We start from the raw sequence: 17,806 nt of genomic DNA, 5'->3' as shown, positions 1-17,806 counted from the left end.
TACTTGGGAATACCTGCAGCTATGTCATGCAGAGAAATGTTGGGGTGGGAACATGTGGTCAACAATTGTATCCTACGTGCCGGATTGGTCCATATGGATTCAGGCATTCTTGGTCTTCATCATTCCAATTGGTATTACATTGAGCATGCGCTGGATCAATGCTGCCATTAAGCGCGGAAGCTTCTCTCGTTCGAAGCCATCGTCCATATCCTCGAAGGATATCTCGCCAGCAGCCAAAGGGCAGGGTGAAGGGACCGAAACAGGCCACTATGCCAATATTAAATTAACCGAAAAGTACAGCATAAATCTGACGAGTGTGAAAGAAAGCTTTGGACTCAATGCAGACGTGCATATTCGGGAATTTATTATTAGGGGAACGAATACACGGGCTGCGGTCATTTATACCGAAGGCCTGGTAGATCAAGACTTAGTTGATGATCACTTGATTACACCGTTGATGTTCGAAGGTGTTCCTCTACTTAAGCAGGAGGGTTTCCTTCATCCAGACAACGCACACTTACTGTCGGCATATCTGCAAGATCAATTACTTCCTGTCAGTCTGGTTGAGGAGACGAAGTCCCTCCAAGAACTCGCAGTTGGTGTGTTGTTTGGGAAAAATGCACTGCTGGTTGATGGTTTGCCAGGTGCTTTATTAATTGGAGCTCATAAGATCAAAACAAGAGGTATGAATGAACCCTTGTCAGAGGGACTGCTTCGTGGGCCTCGTATTGGTTTTACAGAGCAATTAAGCGATAATACAGGCATTTTACGTCGTTATGGAAGTGATCAGAGCCTGTTTATTAAGAAGTATGAAGTGGGTTCACGGATCAAAAAAGATTTGGCGATAGCCTATATTCAGGATATTGCCGATCCAAATCTCGTTGCAGAAGTATGCAAGCGAATCGAAGAGATGGATATGGATTCAATGCTCGAATCAGGTTATGTGGAACAACTCATCGAAGATAATACGCTGAGTCCTTTTCAGCAGGTACTGAATACGGAAAGACCTGACCGAGTGATGGGTGCCCTTCTGGAAGGCCGAGTGGCAATTTTGTTGGATGGAACGCCATTTGTATTAATTGTACCGGTGACCTTTAGCATGTTGCTTCAGTCTCCAGAGGACTATTATGAACGCTGGATTCCTGGAACATTTTTGCGAGTGCTGCGTTTTATGGCCGCGATGCTGGCATTGCTTGCTCCTGCGCTCTATATCTCGTTTATCTCGTTCCATCCGGGTCTTATTCCAACCAAGCTGGTATTGACGATTATTGAAACGCGTACCGGAGTGCCATTCCCCTCAATTATTGAGGTACTCATCATGGAGCTTTCAATTGAAATCTTGAGGGAGGCCGGGATACGCTTGCCCAAACCGATTGCGCCAGCGATGGGTATCGTAGGAGGTCTGATTATTGGCCAAGCAGCCGTGCAAGCGGGAATAATAAGCCAATTTCTGGTCATTGTCGTTGCGGTAACAGCCATCTCTTCCTTTACGATTCCGGTCTATAGTGCGGGATTAACGCTAAGGATTCTACGATTTGCCGCTATGTTCAGCGCAGCCGTACTCGGATTGTTTGGCGTGGTTATGTTCTTTCTGCTTGTGTGTACACATCTGGCACGACTCTCAAGCTTTGGCGTACCTTATGTTGCACCAGCCGTTCCCTATCACATGAATGAATGGAAGGATTTTGTTATCCGTGCACCGCTAAATATGATGAGAATGCGTCCCAAAATGACTAATCCGATCGATGATGATCGGAAAAAATAAATGGAATTCCATCTACTGAAGGTCTGGAGGTGAACTAAAGTGAATGGCTCCCAAGGAAAGCTAACCACGACACAGGCTGTTGTAATTATTGTCAATTACATGCTTGGTGCCGGGATATTGACGTTACCTCGAACGACCAGCAAAGCTGTCGGAACACCCGATGTCTGGATTTCCATTATCCTATCTGGATTCATTATCATAGGTGTCGGAATAATTCTGGTTACCCTGTGTCGAAGATTTCCGGAGAAAACCGTCTTCCAGTTCACCCGTGAGATTACGGGCAGCTGGATTGCTTACATACTGGGATTGTCTATGATTATGTATTTCATAGTTATTGCCGCATTCGAAATCAGAGTTATGGCTGAAGTAACTGGGATGTATCTGCTCGAACGCACCCCCACCTGGGCGATTGTGATGGTCTTCATGTGGATCGGTGTATATATGATTTCAGGCGGGCTTGGCGTTATCGTACGCGTGTTTGAGATCATCCTTCCGATTACGATTATTATATTTGTGATTGAAATTTTGCTTAGTAATCAGCTATTCGAGATTGGCAATCTGAGACCCGTCCTCGGTGATGGGATTATGCCCGTTTTCCAAGGGTTGAAGCCTTCACTATTATCTTATACGGGCTATGAGGTGATGTTAATCATGACTGCCTATATGAAAAATCCGAAGAAGAGCAATAAAGCGATGACCTGGGGGATACTCATATCCACTATTATCTACTTGATCACGGTGGTGATGGTTATAGGGAGTTTATCGCTCGATGGCATTAAAACTCGAACCTGGCCAACGCTGGATTTGGTAAGAAGCTTCGAAATTCAGGGTCTGATATTTGAGCGTTTTGAATCCTTATTACTGGTCATCTGGATTATGCAAATCTTTTCGACTACAGCAATTACACATTACTGCGCTTCGGTGGGTATTCGTGATTTGTTTCGTTCCAAAAAAATCAAAGGCATCATGTACGGCCTGCTTCCGTTCATTTATCTGACAGCAATGATACCCAAAACAGTGGATGATACTTTTGCACTAGGAGATATGCTGGGCAATGTGTCCGTATTTTTGTTTGGCATTTTACCTCTGGTACTACTGTTGTTAAGTCTGATTCGCAAAAAAGGAGGCAAGCATGCATGATTACATTCCGTATGTTGTTACGCTTAGCCACTGTATTATGCATTCTCTTAACGATATCCGGATGTTGGAGCAGTCGGGAGATAGAGGATCTAAGTGTCTATGTCGGTCTTGGAATTGATATCGGTAAAGAGACGGAATTTGAGGAGAACATCGCCAATCAGGGAGGAGGGTACTCCAAGCAGAACAATTTGACGGCCACGGTACAGATTGCTCCCGGTAATTCCAGCAGTCAAAAGAGCCAACAATCCGGTTCGCCTGCTTCTGGTAAAACGTCCTATTCCAATGAACAGCTTACCGGAGATTCCTTGCTGCAAATCTTTCGTCAGTTTGCACTGAGACGAGATCATCCGCTCATCGGACATCATCTGAAGGTTATCGTTGTGTCCAAGGATATCGCCAAAAAGTATGGTTTGGACCAGCTGCTGGATTTTGTACTTCGGGATAACGATATTCGTCCTAACTGTCTGGTGTTGATTAGCCATCATCGCGCTGTTGATGTACTGACTTCAGATGATCCTTCCCGGATTCCAGCATTTTATCTTACAGGTATTACCGGTAATTCATACTTGTCCAATAAAATCCTGGACCCCGTTCTACTCTCCAAATTAGATGCTCAAATGCAATCCGGTTCCAGCTTTTTGCTCCAGAATGTACTGAACTTCAATGGAGAGGACAAGTTCTCCGGTGCCAGTATCTTTGATGGGAAAACAACAAAATTCATCGGGGAACTCAGCCAAACGGATCTAGAAGGGCTATCTTGGCTCAGACCTAAAGAAAAAGGAGGTATCTTGAAGACATACAATAAAGAGGGGTTCACTGTTGTATATGAAATGAAGAAGAAAAAAACAACAATAATTCCAAAAGTGGTTGGCGATGATATTTCATTCCATGTGAAAACTGAATCCGAAGGCTGGTTGATGGAGGATTGGCGTGCTCCCGAGGAAGAGGAAAAAGGTGCGTATCTCAGTGAATTGGAAAAAGAATTTGCTGAACTTGCCAAACAACAGATTCGACAGTTGTTATACAAACTGCAGCATACCTATAAAGTAGATGTTGCGGATTTTCGGGATAGCTTGCGTATTAAAGAACCTAAAACATGGAAAAAAGTCAAAGACGATTGGGATAAAATTTTTAGCACCGTGCCGATCACCTATGAGGTAAAGACCACCATCACGAATCCGGGGTCTTCCACCGAATAGCGAGGTGTGCCATATATTATTTAATTGTTGACACATTCATGATAGATCGCTATATTAGTAAAAAATCATTTTCTTATCCAGAGAGGTGGAGGGACTGGCCCTTAGAAACCTCAGCAACAGATCTGAAGGATACTGTGCTAATTCCAGCGGGTGAAAGCCTGATAGATAGGAGCGTTTGTTTTTATTTGTCAGTAACGGCGCACTCTTTAGGCAGAGTGGGTCTTTTTTGTTTTTTCTGGATGAAGAAGTAGGGGAGCAGCAGGTATGGAGAACAACAACGACAAAGGGCATTTTCAGCGGAAAATGCAGGCACGGCATGTGGTCATGCTCTCTCTCGGAGGAGTCATTGGAACGGGATTATTCCTCAGCTCAGGTTACACCATTCAGCAGGCGGGACCACTGGGAACCATTCTGTCCTATCTGATCGGAGCGATCGTTGTATATCTGGTGATGCTCTGTCTTGGTGAACTGTCTGTTCATATGCCAGAGACGGGAGCATTTCATAGTTATGCAGCCAAATATATCGGACCAGCAACAGGTTACACGGTGGCTTGGTTATACTGGTTAACCTGGACTGTTGCGCTTGGCTCCGAATTCACAGCCGCCGGATTGCTGATGCAGCGCTGGTTCCCATCGGTGAACGTATGGATATGGAGCGCGGTTTTTGCACTGATGATCTTTCTGTTTAACGCTCTAACGGTGAAATTATTTGCGGAATCCGAGTTCTGGTTCTCATCTGTAAAAGTAGTGACTATCGTAATCTTCATTATTATCGGTGGCGCAGCCATGTTTGGGTTCATTCCCATGGCGGATTCTGAACCGGCTCCATTTCTATCGAATATTACCGCATCCGGGTGGTTCCCTCATGGGGCTACAGCGATATTGATGACCATGCTTGCTGTAAACTTTGCCTTCTCAGGCACCGAGTTAATCGGGATTGCCGCCGGTGAGACGGAGAACCCGGAAAAGACGATACCAAAGGCTATTCATACAACGCTGTGGCGTTTGGTTATTTTCTTCATCGGAACGATTGTTATCTTGTCGGCCTTGCTACCCATGTCGGATGCCAGTGTACTGGAAAGTCCATTTGTAGCGGTAATGGAGCGGGTGGGTGTACCCTATGCAGCAGATATTATGAACTTTGTTATTCTGACGGCGATTCTCTCTGCTGCCAATTCAGGCCTATATGCATCTTCACGTATGCTCTGGTCTCTGGCTGACAAAAGAACGATCTCTCCGTGGTTTGCCAAATTGACCAAAAGCGGGGTACCCCTGAATGCACTTCTGATTAGTATGGTGGGTGGTGCGCTGGCATTGCTGTCCAGTATTATTGCGCCAGGTACGGTGTATATTACGCTGGTTTCCATTTCAGGTCTGGCTGTCGTTGCGGTATGGATGAGCATCAGCGCTTCCCAATACATGTTCCGCAGACAATATATCCGGGAAGGACATGCGGTCAAAGATCTGGTCTACCGCACACCACTGTATCCGGTGGTACCAATTGTTTCATTTATATTATGCCTGGCTTCATGCATAGGTATTGCCTTTGACCCGACACAGCGAATTGCGCTGTATTGTGGGGTTCCGTTTATCGCAGTATGTTACGCTGCTTATTATCTGACAGAACGTGTGAATAAGAAAAGAGGACAAGTACATGACGCAAGAACAACAGACTAACCCCATGGAACAGATCCTTCGTGAACATCCGGTCATGATTCTGGATGGAGCGTTGGCTACGGAACTCGAACAGCATGGATGTGATCTCGATGATCCACTATGGTCTGCTCGTGTGTTGCTTGAGAATCCGGATGTTATTGTTCAGGTCCATGCAGATTATTTTCGAGCAGGAGCCGACTGTGCGATTACATCCAGTTATCAGGCGACGGTGGATGGTTTCCGCAAGAGAGGGATCGATGAACAGTCAGCACTGGAGCTGATCCGCAAGACGGTGGAACTGGCTGTACAGGCGAGAGATGACGTGTGGGCAGAAGTGCAGAGTAGTTTAGTAGGGAGAGAAAGCTCGACAGGTCAGCTTGTAGAAGCTCCTTCGGTACGTTCCGAGAACGTAGAGAATGAGGAGCATATAACAGATCGTACAGTAGATCGCGAAGGAGACAGTTTTCGTCCACGTCCAATTATTGCCGGGTCCGTTGGTCCGTACGGCGCCTATCTGGCGGATGGTTCAGAGTATGTGGGACATTACGGCGTGTCGGATGAGACGCTGGCCGCATTTCACCGTCCACGTATGGCGGCGCTGCTTGAAGCGGGTGCTGATATTCTGGCGTTTGAGACGATTCCTTCCCTGCAGGAAGCACAGGTGCTGGTTGATGTACTGAAGGAGTTCCCTCATGCGTATGCCTGGTTATCTTTTTCTTTAAAAGACGGGACAAGCATCAGCGAGGGCACACCGCTTGAGGTATGTGCACAGACGTTTGGCTCCGAGCCGCAGATTGCGGCGATTGGCCTGAACTGTGCTCCGATGGAAGTGGTGACGGAAGCAGTGGGTATTCTCAGCAGTGCTAGCGACAAACCTGTTATTGTGTATCCGAACTCAGGTGAGACGTATGATGCAGTGACGAAGACGTGGAGCGGACAGGGTACCTGTGGCAGCATGAGTGATGCTTCGAAACAGTGGGTTGCTGCGGGCGCGCAAATTATTGGCGGCTGCTGCCGTACTACGCCACATCAGATTGGTGCACTTGCGAAGAAATGGCGGAATTAGTTCATATCACGATAACAAGCCCTTCCACATCCTATAGAGGTATGGAAGGGCTTGTTTTATTGTGTTAAGGCATTCTGATTACATTATTCGATAACCAGTATACGTGGCGATGCTTCCCGAATGATTCTCGAAGAGAACCACGAGCCAAGACTGGCTGCAATGATGCTTAGACAGGTGAACAGTACCATTCCACCCCAATGCAGGATCAGTGGAAGTTGTACGATACCATAACCGGAAAGGACCATTTCGAGTAGAAGAGGCAGCAGGTATACGCCGACGAAAATACCCAGTATGGCTCCCACGGAGGACAGTATGAACATTCCCATGGTGAGCGACAACCGGATTTGACGAGATGTCATTCCCAGCGATTTGTATATCCCGTACGTTCTGCTTTCTTTACGGATATTGATTCTACAGGTACTGAAAATAATGATGAACGTCACAATGATAAACAGCAATCCGATCAGGCTCATCGGATAGATCAGGATGTTAGCGGCTTCCGCGTAAACCGAATCAAGCAAAGTCTTCTGAGTGACTACCGAAGCAAAATCTTTAAATTGCTCATTTAATTCAGAGGCAACCTTACCCGCTTGTGCCATATCGTTCACATTGATGAAGATAACATCAAATTCACTATAATCCGGGTTCACACTTCTCATGGCATCAATGGTGATTCTGCCTGAAACAGACATGTTGGCGATCGCCTGATAGATGCCTGTGATGAGGAATGTACGCTTTTCTCCTTCAATATAGATGTCGATAAGATCACCGAGATCTTTATTTGATGTTTTGGCTACACTTACACCAATGGCAATTTCATTCGCATGTTGTGGGTTAACCCCTTTTAACGTTTCGAATCCAAGTTCCTGATAACTCCCGTCCAGTACACTCAAGTTGAGACTGAGGGATTGGCCCTCTACTGTTGCCAAAGATTCCGGGCTAATTACACCCGTTGTATTCCCTTGCCAGCCTACATTGCTGATCCTCGAATCCTGCGCTAACACGTGCTTTAGTTCAGCCTTGGGGAAGTTACTTTTGTTCACTACGACTGCTGCGATATTGGCATTGTCATACCCCCATTTAGCTGCGGTCTGTTCAATTCCGTTTATACTGGTCAGCAGAACATACCCCAAAACTAGTACGGAGGAAGCCATGGTAGTCAGCAGGATTGTTAGAACAGAGCTTTTGGTGTTTTTGAACACATGTCGGAATCCAAGCACGGCGGTCACAGGCAGTCGTGTGAACCCGATCCAGTGCGCCAATGGCGAATTCATTTTGCCAGCCATCCGGCTGTGATCTGTCTCCGACATACCATAACGAATAGCCTGCACGGGCTGTATGCTGCGTGCCTTTTTGGCATATAACACAGTGAACAGAATCACTAGAGCAAATAGTAGTACGCCGGCCAGTATAGCTGCATCCAATCCTTGGACTGGAATGTTCTGATTCCCCACTCGAAGAGAGGATACAGAAATATTAATGATCCATTTGGATATCCACATACTGAGTGTAAGTCCTGGGATAATGGCTATGATGGATAACAATGCATATTGAATAACATAGGTGCCTATCGTTTTTCGGGAAGTCAGACCTAGTGATTTGAGAATTCCTATCGTTCTGTAATTGGCCAGGATGGCATCCGCAATCGTAAACCCGATGGTCATCAGGGCGATAGAGAGCATGACAACACCCATGAATATCATGATAAATCCAATAACCTGATTGATGATCAGATAGAAGGAGGCAATGGCCTCGAACTCCATTTTGGATTCCAGAAACGGAATACCTGTCTCACGATTGTATCGTTCCGAATACACCGAATTCATGCTGTAATCGTTAAAATGGATGCCCATCATACGATTCTCGTTGCCAGCAAGTGTAGCGAGATCATGTTGATAATCGGTAGGATTCATCCAGACCCGTGCTGTATTGGAAAATGGTGCCCCGTATGGTACATCGATAACAATGCCCGATACATTCAATTCGAGTGTGCTTGAGCCAGTTTTGAAGCCAATGGTATCACCTACGGAAATATGATAAGCATTCGCCATGGACGTTGGAATCCAGACGGAGCCTTGTTCGGGAACTGTGTCGGGCGTCCCGCTTGAGAAAATTAGTTCATCCACACCCCAAGGCGGCGGAGGCGTATTAAACATGTACAGGTAGATGTTAGGGATGTGAGTTTCATTCAAAATGATGCCTGACAATGTACGATACGTTAGCAAAGGGGACACCTGAACTCCATCCTGAGAAGCCCACCAGTTGTGCACAGCGTCAGGGTCATTTAGCCCTTTTTCAAACGTCAGGATCTGATGAGATCCATGGGTTCGGGTATGCATTTCATAAAACTGATTGCCTGTGTTCGCCAGAATGACAATAGCTGTAGATACAAGAACTGTCGAGAGTAGCAGGAGCAGCGCAATCAACGCATTTTGTATTTTGTTCCTACTCAGATACGACAAGCTAAGTTTAAATATGACAGCCATCGTTATTCCTTCCCCGTAACCAAAGCGAAGATAATCGCTTCACGATCCTGAATTTGATGTTCGTCATAGGTGTCAAACTCAAGGATTCCGCCAATCTTGCCGTCTTGAATATAGATCAGGCGATCTGCCCGACAGGCGGCCTTGATATCATGCGTCACCATAACAACAGACTGTCCTTTTCGATGCATATCTGTAAGGATATCGAGAACGGCTGTGCCATGTTTCATATTTAAGCTTCCGGTCGGTTCATCGGCAAAAATGATATCCGGCGAATTGATCAAAGCCCGTGCAATCGCAGCTCGTTGCTGCTGTCCTCCGGAAGTTTGGGATGGGAGGCGGTTACGCTGTCCATCAATATCCATGGCATTCATCAGCTCAGCAGCGCGGGATAGGATGTCCTTCTTTTTGTTTCCTGCAATATATCCCGGTAAAGCAATGTTCTCTTTGATGGAAAGGTCTGGGACCAGATTGATACTTTGATAGATATAACCGATCCGGCGGGTGCGGAAATCGGACATTTGGCGTTCACTGTAAGCGTCAATCCGCTGATCGCGAAAATAGACCTCACCTGCTGTAATCTGATCCAGTCCGCTTAGCAGATATAAGAGGGTTGATTTGCCAGAGCCAGAGTTACCCATGATGACCGTGAATTCCCCTTCATAGATGTCAAGATCAACATTACGGATGGCATGATGTTGTTCACTTCCGCTGTTGTACGTTTTGCACAGATTCTGTGCACGGATAATCACCTTTTTGGACAAGTCGAATCACTCCCGAGTGCAATATAGGATTCATTCTAGAGGAGGGATGTTGAGGAAGCCTTATTGAATTATGAATAAAGTATTACAGCTGTGGAGGGTGCTCAGCAGATCGGCAGATAGAACCGGAAGGTTGTACCATGTCCTTCTTTACTAGTAAAGGAAATATGGCCTCCATGTGCTTCAATAATGCTTTGGCAGATAGAAAGGCCCAGCCCTGTACCTTCCTGAACACGTTGTTCTGCATGACTCGCCTGGCCTCTGAAGTAACGCTGAAAAACAAACGGCATGTCCTGTACACGTATTCCCTGACCCGAATCGGCAATCGTCACATTCAAATGCTCAGATTCCAGTTCCATATCTATACGTATCGTGTCTCCTGGAGCTGTATGCTTGAGAGCATTGGCGGCAAGATTGGAGATCACCTGTTCAATTCGAGTGGGGTCGATAGCGATTAACACATTGGGGATGTAGTTGGGTCCTTTATAGATAAGCCCCTTTGTTAGGACAACATGTTCAATAGGTTTCAACATCGTCTCCAGTATAGGCCCACTGTACAACTCACGGGTTTCCACCGAAATTTGCCCCAATTCCTGAAGTGCATGAACCAGCAGATCCTCCACAAGGCGGGCTGTTTTATCCGTATGGGTTCGCATCACTCCCATATATTCCATCAGCGTCTCCTGATCGTTGCATAGTCCTTCCTCAATAGCTTCTATGTATGCTTTTATCGTGGTAATTGGTGTTTTAATGTCATGAGATATATTGGTGATGAGTTCTTTTTGTGCTTGTTCCTGCTGAATACGCTTCTCGCTCATATGTTTAATCTCCGTGCGCATTAGATCAAACATGGCATATACTTCGAGCAATTCATCGTTCCGGTTGTACTGGATTTTTTCTTCATAATTGCCTTTAAGCATGGATTCCGCATGTTGCTTCAATTGATGGATGGGAGAGAGCAGGTGTTTGTCCAGTTTTCGTTTCATCCAGAATAGAAATAAGCTCAGAATCAGTGACAGGAGCAGGAGTGCGCTAATCAATATAACCGGAAAAGTCATCGATTGCTGAACCGTAACCATGGCTTGGGGGATGGAAAAGATGGCATTGCCGATCTGACTTCCCGTGGGTCCGTCCATCACAGGAAACGCAATATCAAGCAAATCGTTACCGTCCGCGGCCTGAGTGGCATGATGCAGATCATAATGAAGAGCTTTACGCAGATTAGCTTGCGTCCCTTCAGAGGTGGGGGCGGAGGACAGAATGACTTTTCCATCCAAGTTTAGATAGGTAAGCAGAACCCCGGTCTCTCTGGCGGTGGAACGTATGACTTCACGAATATTTTGTTCATTAAGATGCTGATGATTTTGCTCCAAAGCGAGTAAGATTGGATTGACCTTGAGTCGAACCTGATTCAGGGACAGATTGGATTCGCCTGAATTTCGATCTTGTAACAGCATCATCGACAGTGCAAGGATACTTAAAACGATAATAATGAGAAGCCCAAGTGTTGTTAACAACCAGCGTTTGGACCAGCTGTTCAATGACATGTGGGTGCCTCCAATCTCACTTATTCGTAATTGAATTTGTAACCGACACCCCATACCGTCTTCAGAACGGTCGGATGCGAGGCATCTGCCTCAATCTTTTCACGTAGTCTGCGAATGTATACGGTTACGGTATTTTCATCACCGTAGGTTGCATATCCCCAGATGGCGTCGAGCAACTGGGCTTTGGAGAATACCTGATTCTTATGGCTTGCCAAGTAATGAAGTAATTCGAATTCCTTGGCAGACAGAGAAACTTCCGATCCGTTTAATGTAACTTTATAGGCTTTTTTATCAATCACCAGGTTTCCAAGATGCAACAGATCTGTTCTGTCTCCAACGGATGTCATACTGTCATAACGCCTGAAGTGGGCATTAATTCGTGCTAACAATTCGCTCAGCGAGAAGGGCTTGGTCATATAGTCGTCTGCTCCAAAGCCAAGACCAAGTACCTTATCGGTATCACTGCCTCTGGCACTTAGAATGAGGATGGGGATATTGTTGCGCCTTCTGATCTCTCGACAGACCTCGATCCCGTCCATGTCCGGAAGCATAATGTCCAGAATGATATAGTCTGGTTGAATAAGCTCCATAATCTGAAGTCCGTCTTGTCCAGTGGCTGCCACGGCGGCTTCATATTGATTTTTGGTTAAATAATCTCGCAGAATGCGCGAAATATCTGATTCATCCTCAATGATGAGGACTTTGCGCTGGTGGGTTAGCATATGTATCGCTCCAGTATGATAGATATGGATTTAATGGATATGTATGAATTTGTAAAAAAACTGTCTCTATAATTGTACAGTCTTGTTCTGTGGGAGTCACATGAAAAAATATTGAAGTGAACTTCATTCTTATAAAAAACATTCTGACTTCCAGTCGTACTGAAAGTTGATTACAGTTCAATGTATCAAAATAACCCATGAACCTCTTTAAGGTCATGGGTTTCTGATACTGAACATCATACATGCTCCAGATCATCGATAGGCTCATGCTGCTTGGATTTGAGATATTCCGCCGGAGACACACCAAAGTGTGCCCGGAATACCCGGTGGAAATAGGAGTAACTTGCAAAACCGCAGGATTCGGCAATATGCTCCAGTGTCATTTCACTGTATTTCATTCGTTCCAATGCCGCATTCAAACGGATCTCAATCGCATATTGAATCATGGTCTGATTGTAGTGCTCCTTAAATAAACGGACTGCACGTGACAGGCTGAGACCCGCATAACGAGCCGCTTCATCAAGCTTGAACGTAACCGTGGCATGCTCCTCAATAAAACGTTTTAACTTCAGCGCAGAGGAAACTGCCCGATCGGTCTGAATATTTTCTTTAATTGCCCGGTCGATATAAAGACATAATCCGCGTAGTAACGCATCCTTTAGCTCCGCATTTTCCTCAAGAGGTCCGCGACGTTTCTCAAGTAACATATTTCTCCACAGGCTGATGAGCTTGTCATCAAGTCCAATCCGGCTCACGGTAGATCGATGCTGCCGTTTCCACCAGTTCTCGATCCAGCTGCCCTCGCAGAACAGATAATAATCTCCGCTAGACAAGCGTCCTTCCTTATGTGGTTCATCGACCACGAGATGATAGTCGTCACCAGGCTTTAAGAGCAGCAAATCCCCGCTAGTCATCCTGAATTCTTCATCCTGTACATACACTTTGCACGAGCCTTCGGTCTGCAGACGGAACAGATAGGTTTGCAACTCGCCCTTCATATTATGAGTGAACGCTTTATAGTGGTATGAGTAGTCACAGATCAGTACAGATGTCTCTAACGTATCCAAAGATAAAATCCCCCAATATGTACATCCTTTTACATCATAAGTTTAACTTAACATTTACACGAAAACGGAGAGGACAGAAAGAACCTGAAGAAACGAAGTGTTCGCCTTTATCTCCGGATTTTATCCTTTTGAAAAGGAAATCAAAAAAATCTGGGGATAACAGCGATCGGAAGGTTGTTCTGTCATCGGAGTGCCAGTGTAAATATCTTCAGTTGAAATTAGCTACATTCAATTGATGCAAAATGATGGAAATAAAATTTGATCAGATAGTTCATGTTCTGACTATATTGTATATGTTCATTCTAGCCTGTTTTGCGTTAGGATGATACCAGATAGAGCAATGAAAGCAAATTTGAGAACAGAGGTGTATCCTACATGAAAAAACTTAATATTGGTTTGCAATTGTTTACACTCCGTGATGAAACTACAGCAGATTTTCGTGGTACGTTGCGTAAGGTAGCGGCCCTTGGATATGAAGGTGTGGAGTTTGCCGGATATGGCGATATTCCAGCTGAGGAAATGAAAGCGCTACTAGATGAACTTGGACTGAAAGGATTCAGCAGCCACGTTTCACTACATGCAATGCGCGAGGACTTGCAAAAACAAATCGATTACCTGAAAACAATTGGTGCACAATATATCATTTGTCCTTACCTGATGCCAGAAGATCGTCCTGAGAATGCAGAAGGTTGGACCAAGCTATTCGCTGAGTTACAACAATATGGAGCTGAAGCAGCGAAACAAGGGTTGATCTTCGGATACCATAACCATGACTTTGAATTCCATGGCCAGGTTGGCGATGCCAATGCCTTTGATGCCATGTTCGCTCAAACATCACCGGAAGCGGTAAAAGTGGAAATGGACGTATGTTGGGTACAGTTTGCGGGACAAAATCCGATCGAGTATATTAAACAATATGCGGGTCGCTTGCCGCTGCTTCATCTGAAGGACTTCAGCAAAGACGAACAGGGCCAGATGAAAACACTGGAATTGGGACAAGGTTCGGTTGACCTGCCAGCTGTTATTGAAGGCGCTACGAATGCAGGCGTGGAATGGCTGATCGTGGAACAAGACGTATGTCAGAATCCTCCGCTTGAGAGCGTATCCAATAGCTACAACTGGTTGAAAGAGAACTACTTGAATCAATTCTAATGGACCATCGAACCATGAAAAATGCTAATCTATTTGTCAAAGGAGACTTATGTACATGAGTAAAATTAAAGTTGCTGTATTCGGCTGTGGAGCCATTGCCGAGCGCAGACATATTCCAGAGTACGCTGCCAATGAGAACGTAGAACTTGTCGCTTTTGCCGATCCGGTTGTGGAGCGTGCGGAGAAGATGGCCGAGACTTACGGCGGTAAAGCGTATTCCAGTTACGAAGAATTGCTTGCAAACGAAACAGTGGATGCCGTTAGTGTGTGTACACCAAACTATCTGCATGCGCCAATGGCGATTGCTGCTGCAAATGCAGGCAAGCATGTATTGGTTGAGAAACCAATGGCAGTATCCACTGAAGAAGGCGAGCAAATGATCGAAGCTGCCAAGAAAAATGGCGTGTATTTGATGGTTGGACACAACCAGCGTTTGATGCCTCCTCACGTAAAAGCAAAAGAAATTCTCGAATCCGGTAAACTCGGTAAAGTCCTGAATTTCCGTACATCATTTGGTCACCCGGGTCCGGAAGGATGGAGTGTGGACGGAGCTGAAAGCTGGTTCTTCCGTAAAGAAGAAGCGATTATGGGCGCTATGGGCGACCTGGGCGTGCACAAATCAGACTTCATCCGTTACTTGCTCAATGATGAAGTATCTGAAGTAGCTGGTTTCATCAGCACACTGCACAAGGAAGGCACTAAAGTTGACGATAACGCAACTTGTTTGCTGCGTATGAAGAGCGGAGCGATCGGAACGCTCGTAGCGAGCTGGACGCAATACAGAGCTGGAGACAACAGTACAGTGCTGTGGTGCGAGAATGGTGTTATGAAGATCGGAACAGTGGAAGGCGATGAAGTTATCGTTGAGCTGACCAATGGTACAGTTGAGACGTACAAAGTTGGTGCCATGGCTACCAACGAGAAACAAGTGCCGAGTGGTGTGATTGACGCATTTGTAGAGTCGATTGTCACTCAAACACCTCCAGCGATTTCCGGGGAAGAGGGCTTGCGTTCTCTGCAAGTGATCTTGGCAGCATTCGAATCCGAGAAAACAGGTCAGATCGTTAAACTGTAATCCAACCGAATGACAGTGCAATTTCTAACATTCTATATGGCTTAATCTACGATATAAAGGACTTACCTTCAGAGATATGCTCTGGGGTAAGTCCTTCTGTATTTGTTGATGGAATGATTAATTTTCTTTAGATGCCAGCCGGTACATCACTGCCCAGATCCAGCCATGTTATTTCAGCAGGAGTCAGCGTGATGCGGGACCCCTCGTCACAGGAGAGCAGTTCTGCCTGATTCTGGGCTCCGATCAGCGCACAGGTTGGGAACGTCTGATTCAATACATAAGCAAGTGCAATCTGGATTGGTGTTGTTTTCTTGGAATTAGCCAATTGTTCAGCCCGATGCAACCGTTCCCAGTTGTCATCACTGTAGAATACACGCACCAGATCTTCGTTATCCCGAACTTCAGGTGTGAATCTTCCAGTGAAGAAACCACGTGCTTGGGAGGACCAGGATAGCAATGGTAGTTTGGTTTGCTCATGCCATGCCAGCGTTTCTGCATCTGCTGACACACAGCCTTCCCAGAACGGTTCGTTTGCTTTGGCGAGACTGAGATTTGGACTACTGAAGGTGAAGCCCTTCAGGCCATTTGCCGCAGCGTACGCATTGGCTTCCTCGAGCCGCTGCCAAGTCCAGTTGGAGGCGCCAATTGCGCCGATTTTACCGGATTCAATATGTTCGTTCAGTGCTTCAAGAATAACACTGACAGGGGTATTGGGATCATCGCGGTGCAAGGCATACATCTCTACGTGATCTGTCTGAAGACGCTCCAGACTTTCCATCAAGTCACTGCGGATGGCATCAGCGTTCACGCGTGGCCCATTCTGGTCATGATGTGCGCCTTTGGTGAGAATGACGATCTGGTCACGGTTACCACGTTCTTTCATATAACGACCAAGGACTTCTTCACTCTGTCCACCACAATAAATATGTGCTGTATCTACAGTGTTACCGCCAATCGACAGAAAAGCATCCATGTTCGTAGCTGCTTTATCGTAGGCATTATGCACGAAATAATCGGTTCCTTTAATCAATCTGGAGACACGTTTACCTGTACCAGCAATTTCGATATATTCCATAAGTCAGTTCATCCTCTCAATTATAGTGTAATTCGTGTACGTTCTTCCGCTGAACGAAGGCAAGCTTCCAGTACTTTCATATTAGCTACCGCATCGGAAGGGGCGAAGCGCAGATCCTTGCCCTGAAGTACAGCACGTGCCATATCATCTCCCTGTAGAGAGTAGTGGTTCACTTGCGGGACTTCAATCTCTCTGCGTTCACCACCAGCCGTTACATAGAAGTTGGAACTGCGGTCCTGTCCGCTGATAAATGCCGAAGGGACTTCAATAATTCCTTCGGACCCCAATACCTCCAGCGTATTGCGGAAGGCTGCCCACATGCTGCTGTCAAAGGTCACACCAACGTGATTATTGAATTCTAGCAGTCCTGAGGCCATCATATCGACCTGATCATGCTCTGGGGAGAACATGCCAATAACAGTGGCTGCACTTGGTTCTTGACCAAGCAGCAGACGGGCTACGCTGATGGAATAACATCCGATATCATACAGTGCACCTCCGCCCCAATCCCGCCGAAAGCGGACATTGCCGGATGCATTGGAGTTATTAAATGAAAATGTGCTGTGCATACCACGGATCTCACCAATCTCACCGCTGGCAATGATATCCCGAATCTGCTCATATCGTGGATGATGGCGGTACATGAATGCTTCAGCCAGATGCACACCTGCATCTTCACAAGCTTGAACCATCTCCTGAGCTTCCTGTTCTGTCAGAGCCAGTGGTTTCTCGCACAAAATATGTTTGCCTGCTTCAGCAGCCCGGATCGTCCATTCTCGATGAAGATGATTCGGCAGTGGGATATATACGGCATCGATGGAATCATCAGCGAGCAAAGCTTCATAACTGCCATAAGCCTTGTCGATCCCAAGTTGTTCGGCCGTCTGTTTGGCTTTATCTTCGTCTCGACTGGCAATCGCGGTTACTTCATTTAACTCGGATTGCTGCAGGCCTGGAATGACGGATTCCACAGCAATGCTAGCGCTACCAAGAATGCCCCAACGCAATTTTTGAACTGAATTCATGTGTTGTATCCTCCCGTTTATGAATGTATATTGTGATTATAAAGAATAGATCAATGAATTAAAATGATAATAT

14 protein-coding genes and 1 riboswitch are annotated in these 17,806 nt (G+C 45.9%); of the genes, 7 read left to right on the top strand and 7 right to left on the bottom strand.

Annotation, left to right across the window (positions count from 1 at the left end):
* Positions 1-52 precede the first annotated feature (52 nt).
* The 5 genes from C161_RS02865 to mmuM all read left to right on the top strand — a co-directional run bounded on the left by C161_RS02865 (position 53) and on the right by mmuM (position 6,826).
* A complete protein-coding gene (locus C161_RS02865) occupies positions 53-1,765 on the top strand; it encodes a spore germination protein (protein WP_036668138.1) in 1,713 nt (570 codons plus the stop codon).
* A gap of 39 nt (positions 1,766-1,804) precedes the next feature.
* Positions 1,805-2,905, top strand: coding sequence for a spore germination protein (locus C161_RS02860; RefSeq protein ID WP_036668137.1), 1,101 nt, complete (start codon positions 1,805-1,807; stop codon positions 2,903-2,905).
* Complete coding sequence (locus C161_RS02855) at positions 2,902-4,104, top strand: Ger(x)C family spore germination protein (protein WP_051447013.1); 1,203 nt, start codon at positions 2,902-2,904, stop codon at positions 4,102-4,104. Before C161_RS02860 ends, C161_RS02855 begins: the two co-directional genes overlap by 4 nt.
* 70 nt (positions 4,105-4,174) lie before the next feature.
* A riboswitch (SAM riboswitch) is annotated at positions 4,175-4,276 on the top strand.
* Positions 4,277-4,368: 92 nt separating this feature from the next.
* A complete protein-coding gene (gene mmuP / locus C161_RS02850) occupies positions 4,369-5,781 on the top strand; it encodes an S-methylmethionine permease (RefSeq protein ID WP_036668136.1) in 1,413 nt (470 codons plus the stop codon).
* A complete protein-coding gene (mmuM, locus tag C161_RS02845; RefSeq protein ID WP_036668135.1) occupies positions 5,759-6,826 on the top strand; it encodes a homocysteine S-methyltransferase in 1,068 nt (355 codons plus the stop codon). The genes mmuP and mmuM overlap by 23 nt, the downstream gene beginning before the upstream one ends.
* Positions 6,827-6,909: 83 nt before the next feature.
* On the opposite strand, the gene C161_RS02840 is transcribed toward mmuM, so the two are convergent.
* From C161_RS02840 to C161_RS02820, 5 genes are all read right to left on the bottom strand, one after another.
* Positions 6,910-9,312, bottom strand: a complete 2,403-nt coding sequence (locus tag C161_RS02840) for an ABC transporter permease (RefSeq protein ID WP_036668134.1) — start codon at positions 9,310-9,312, stop codon at positions 6,910-6,912.
* A gap of 2 nt (positions 9,313-9,314) precedes the next feature.
* The gene (locus tag C161_RS02835; RefSeq protein WP_036668133.1) at positions 9,315-10,073 is read right to left on the bottom strand and encodes an ABC transporter ATP-binding protein; all 759 of its coding nucleotides are present in this window, start codon (positions 10,071-10,073) and stop codon (positions 9,315-9,317) included.
* 101 nt (positions 10,074-10,174) lie between these two features.
* A complete protein-coding gene (locus C161_RS02830) occupies positions 10,175-11,617 on the bottom strand; it encodes a HAMP domain-containing sensor histidine kinase (protein ID WP_036668132.1) in 1,443 nt (480 codons plus the stop codon).
* Positions 11,618-11,637: 20 nt separating this feature from the next.
* Positions 11,638-12,339 carry a response regulator transcription factor gene (locus C161_RS02825; RefSeq protein ID WP_036668131.1) on the bottom strand — a complete coding sequence of 234 codons (702 nt, stop codon included), beginning with the start codon at positions 12,337-12,339 and terminating at the stop codon, positions 11,638-11,640.
* A 236-nt stretch (positions 12,340-12,575) separates the two neighbouring features.
* Positions 12,576-13,406, bottom strand: coding sequence for a helix-turn-helix domain-containing protein (locus tag C161_RS02820; protein WP_036668130.1), 831 nt, complete (start codon positions 13,404-13,406; stop codon positions 12,576-12,578).
* A 375-nt stretch (positions 13,407-13,781) separates the two neighbouring features.
* On the opposite strand from C161_RS02820, the gene C161_RS02815 reads away from it, so the two are divergent.
* Both C161_RS02815 and C161_RS02810 read left to right on the top strand, forming a co-directional pair.
* Positions 13,782-14,558: a sugar phosphate isomerase/epimerase family protein gene (locus C161_RS02815; protein WP_036668129.1), complete on the top strand. Its 777-nt coding sequence runs from the start codon at positions 13,782-13,784 to the stop codon at positions 14,556-14,558.
* A gap of 55 nt (positions 14,559-14,613) precedes the next feature.
* Complete coding sequence (locus C161_RS02810; RefSeq protein ID WP_036668128.1) at positions 14,614-15,633, top strand: Gfo/Idh/MocA family protein; 1,020 nt, start codon at positions 14,614-14,616, stop codon at positions 15,631-15,633.
* A 127-nt stretch (positions 15,634-15,760) separates the two neighbouring features.
* Here the strand turns inward: C161_RS02810 and C161_RS02805 are convergent, their stop codons facing one another.
* Together C161_RS02805 and C161_RS02800 are read right to left on the bottom strand one after the other, a co-directional pair.
* The gene (locus C161_RS02805) at positions 15,761-16,708 is read right to left on the bottom strand and encodes an aldo/keto reductase (protein ID WP_036668127.1); all 948 of its coding nucleotides are present in this window, start codon (positions 16,706-16,708) and stop codon (positions 15,761-15,763) included.
* A 20-nt stretch (positions 16,709-16,728) separates the two neighbouring features.
* Entirely contained in the window at positions 16,729-17,733 is a 1,005-nt protein-coding gene (locus tag C161_RS02800) for a Gfo/Idh/MocA family protein (RefSeq protein WP_036668126.1), read from the bottom strand.
* Positions 17,734-17,806: the final 73 nt, after the last annotated feature.

This window comes from Paenibacillus sp. FSL R5-192 (genome assembly GCF_000517845.1).
GTDB lineage: Bacteria > Bacillota > Bacilli > Paenibacillales > Paenibacillaceae > Paenibacillus > Paenibacillus amylolyticus.
The sequence above is the reverse complement of the archived record's forward strand: the minus strand, read 5'-3'. Positions and strand labels throughout refer to the sequence as shown.

Bases quoted from the DNA above. Each gene is read 5' to 3' on its own strand.
- mmuP (WP_036668136.1), top strand. From the start codon at position 4,369: ATGGAGAACAACAACGACAAAGGGCATTTTCAGCGGAAAATGCAGGCA.
- C161_RS02800 (WP_036668126.1), bottom strand. From the start codon at position 17,733: ATGAATTCAGTTCAAAAATTGCGTTGGGGCATTCTTGGTAGCGCTAGC.
- C161_RS02815 (WP_036668129.1), top strand. From the start codon at position 13,782: ATGAAAAAACTTAATATTGGTTTGCAATTGTTTACACTCCGTGATGAA.
- C161_RS02825 (WP_036668131.1), bottom strand. From the start codon at position 12,339: ATGCTAACCCACCAGCGCAAAGTCCTCATCATTGAGGATGAATCAGAT.
- mmuM (WP_036668135.1), top strand. From the start codon at position 5,759: ATGACGCAAGAACAACAGACTAACCCCATGGAACAGATCCTTCGTGAA.
- C161_RS02805 (WP_036668127.1), bottom strand. From the start codon at position 16,708: ATGGAATATATCGAAATTGCTGGTACAGGTAAACGTGTCTCCAGATTG.
- C161_RS02855 (WP_051447013.1), top strand. From the start codon at position 2,902: ATGATTACATTCCGTATGTTGTTACGCTTAGCCACTGTATTATGCATT.
- C161_RS02810 (WP_036668128.1), top strand. From the start codon at position 14,614: ATGAGTAAAATTAAAGTTGCTGTATTCGGCTGTGGAGCCATTGCCGAG.
- C161_RS02830 (WP_036668132.1), bottom strand. From the start codon at position 11,617: ATGTCATTGAACAGCTGGTCCAAACGCTGGTTGTTAACAACACTTGGG.
- C161_RS02865 (WP_036668138.1), top strand. From the start codon at position 53: ATGTGGTCAACAATTGTATCCTACGTGCCGGATTGGTCCATATGGATT.
- C161_RS02840 (WP_036668134.1), bottom strand. From the start codon at position 9,312: ATGGCTGTCATATTTAAACTTAGCTTGTCGTATCTGAGTAGGAACAAA.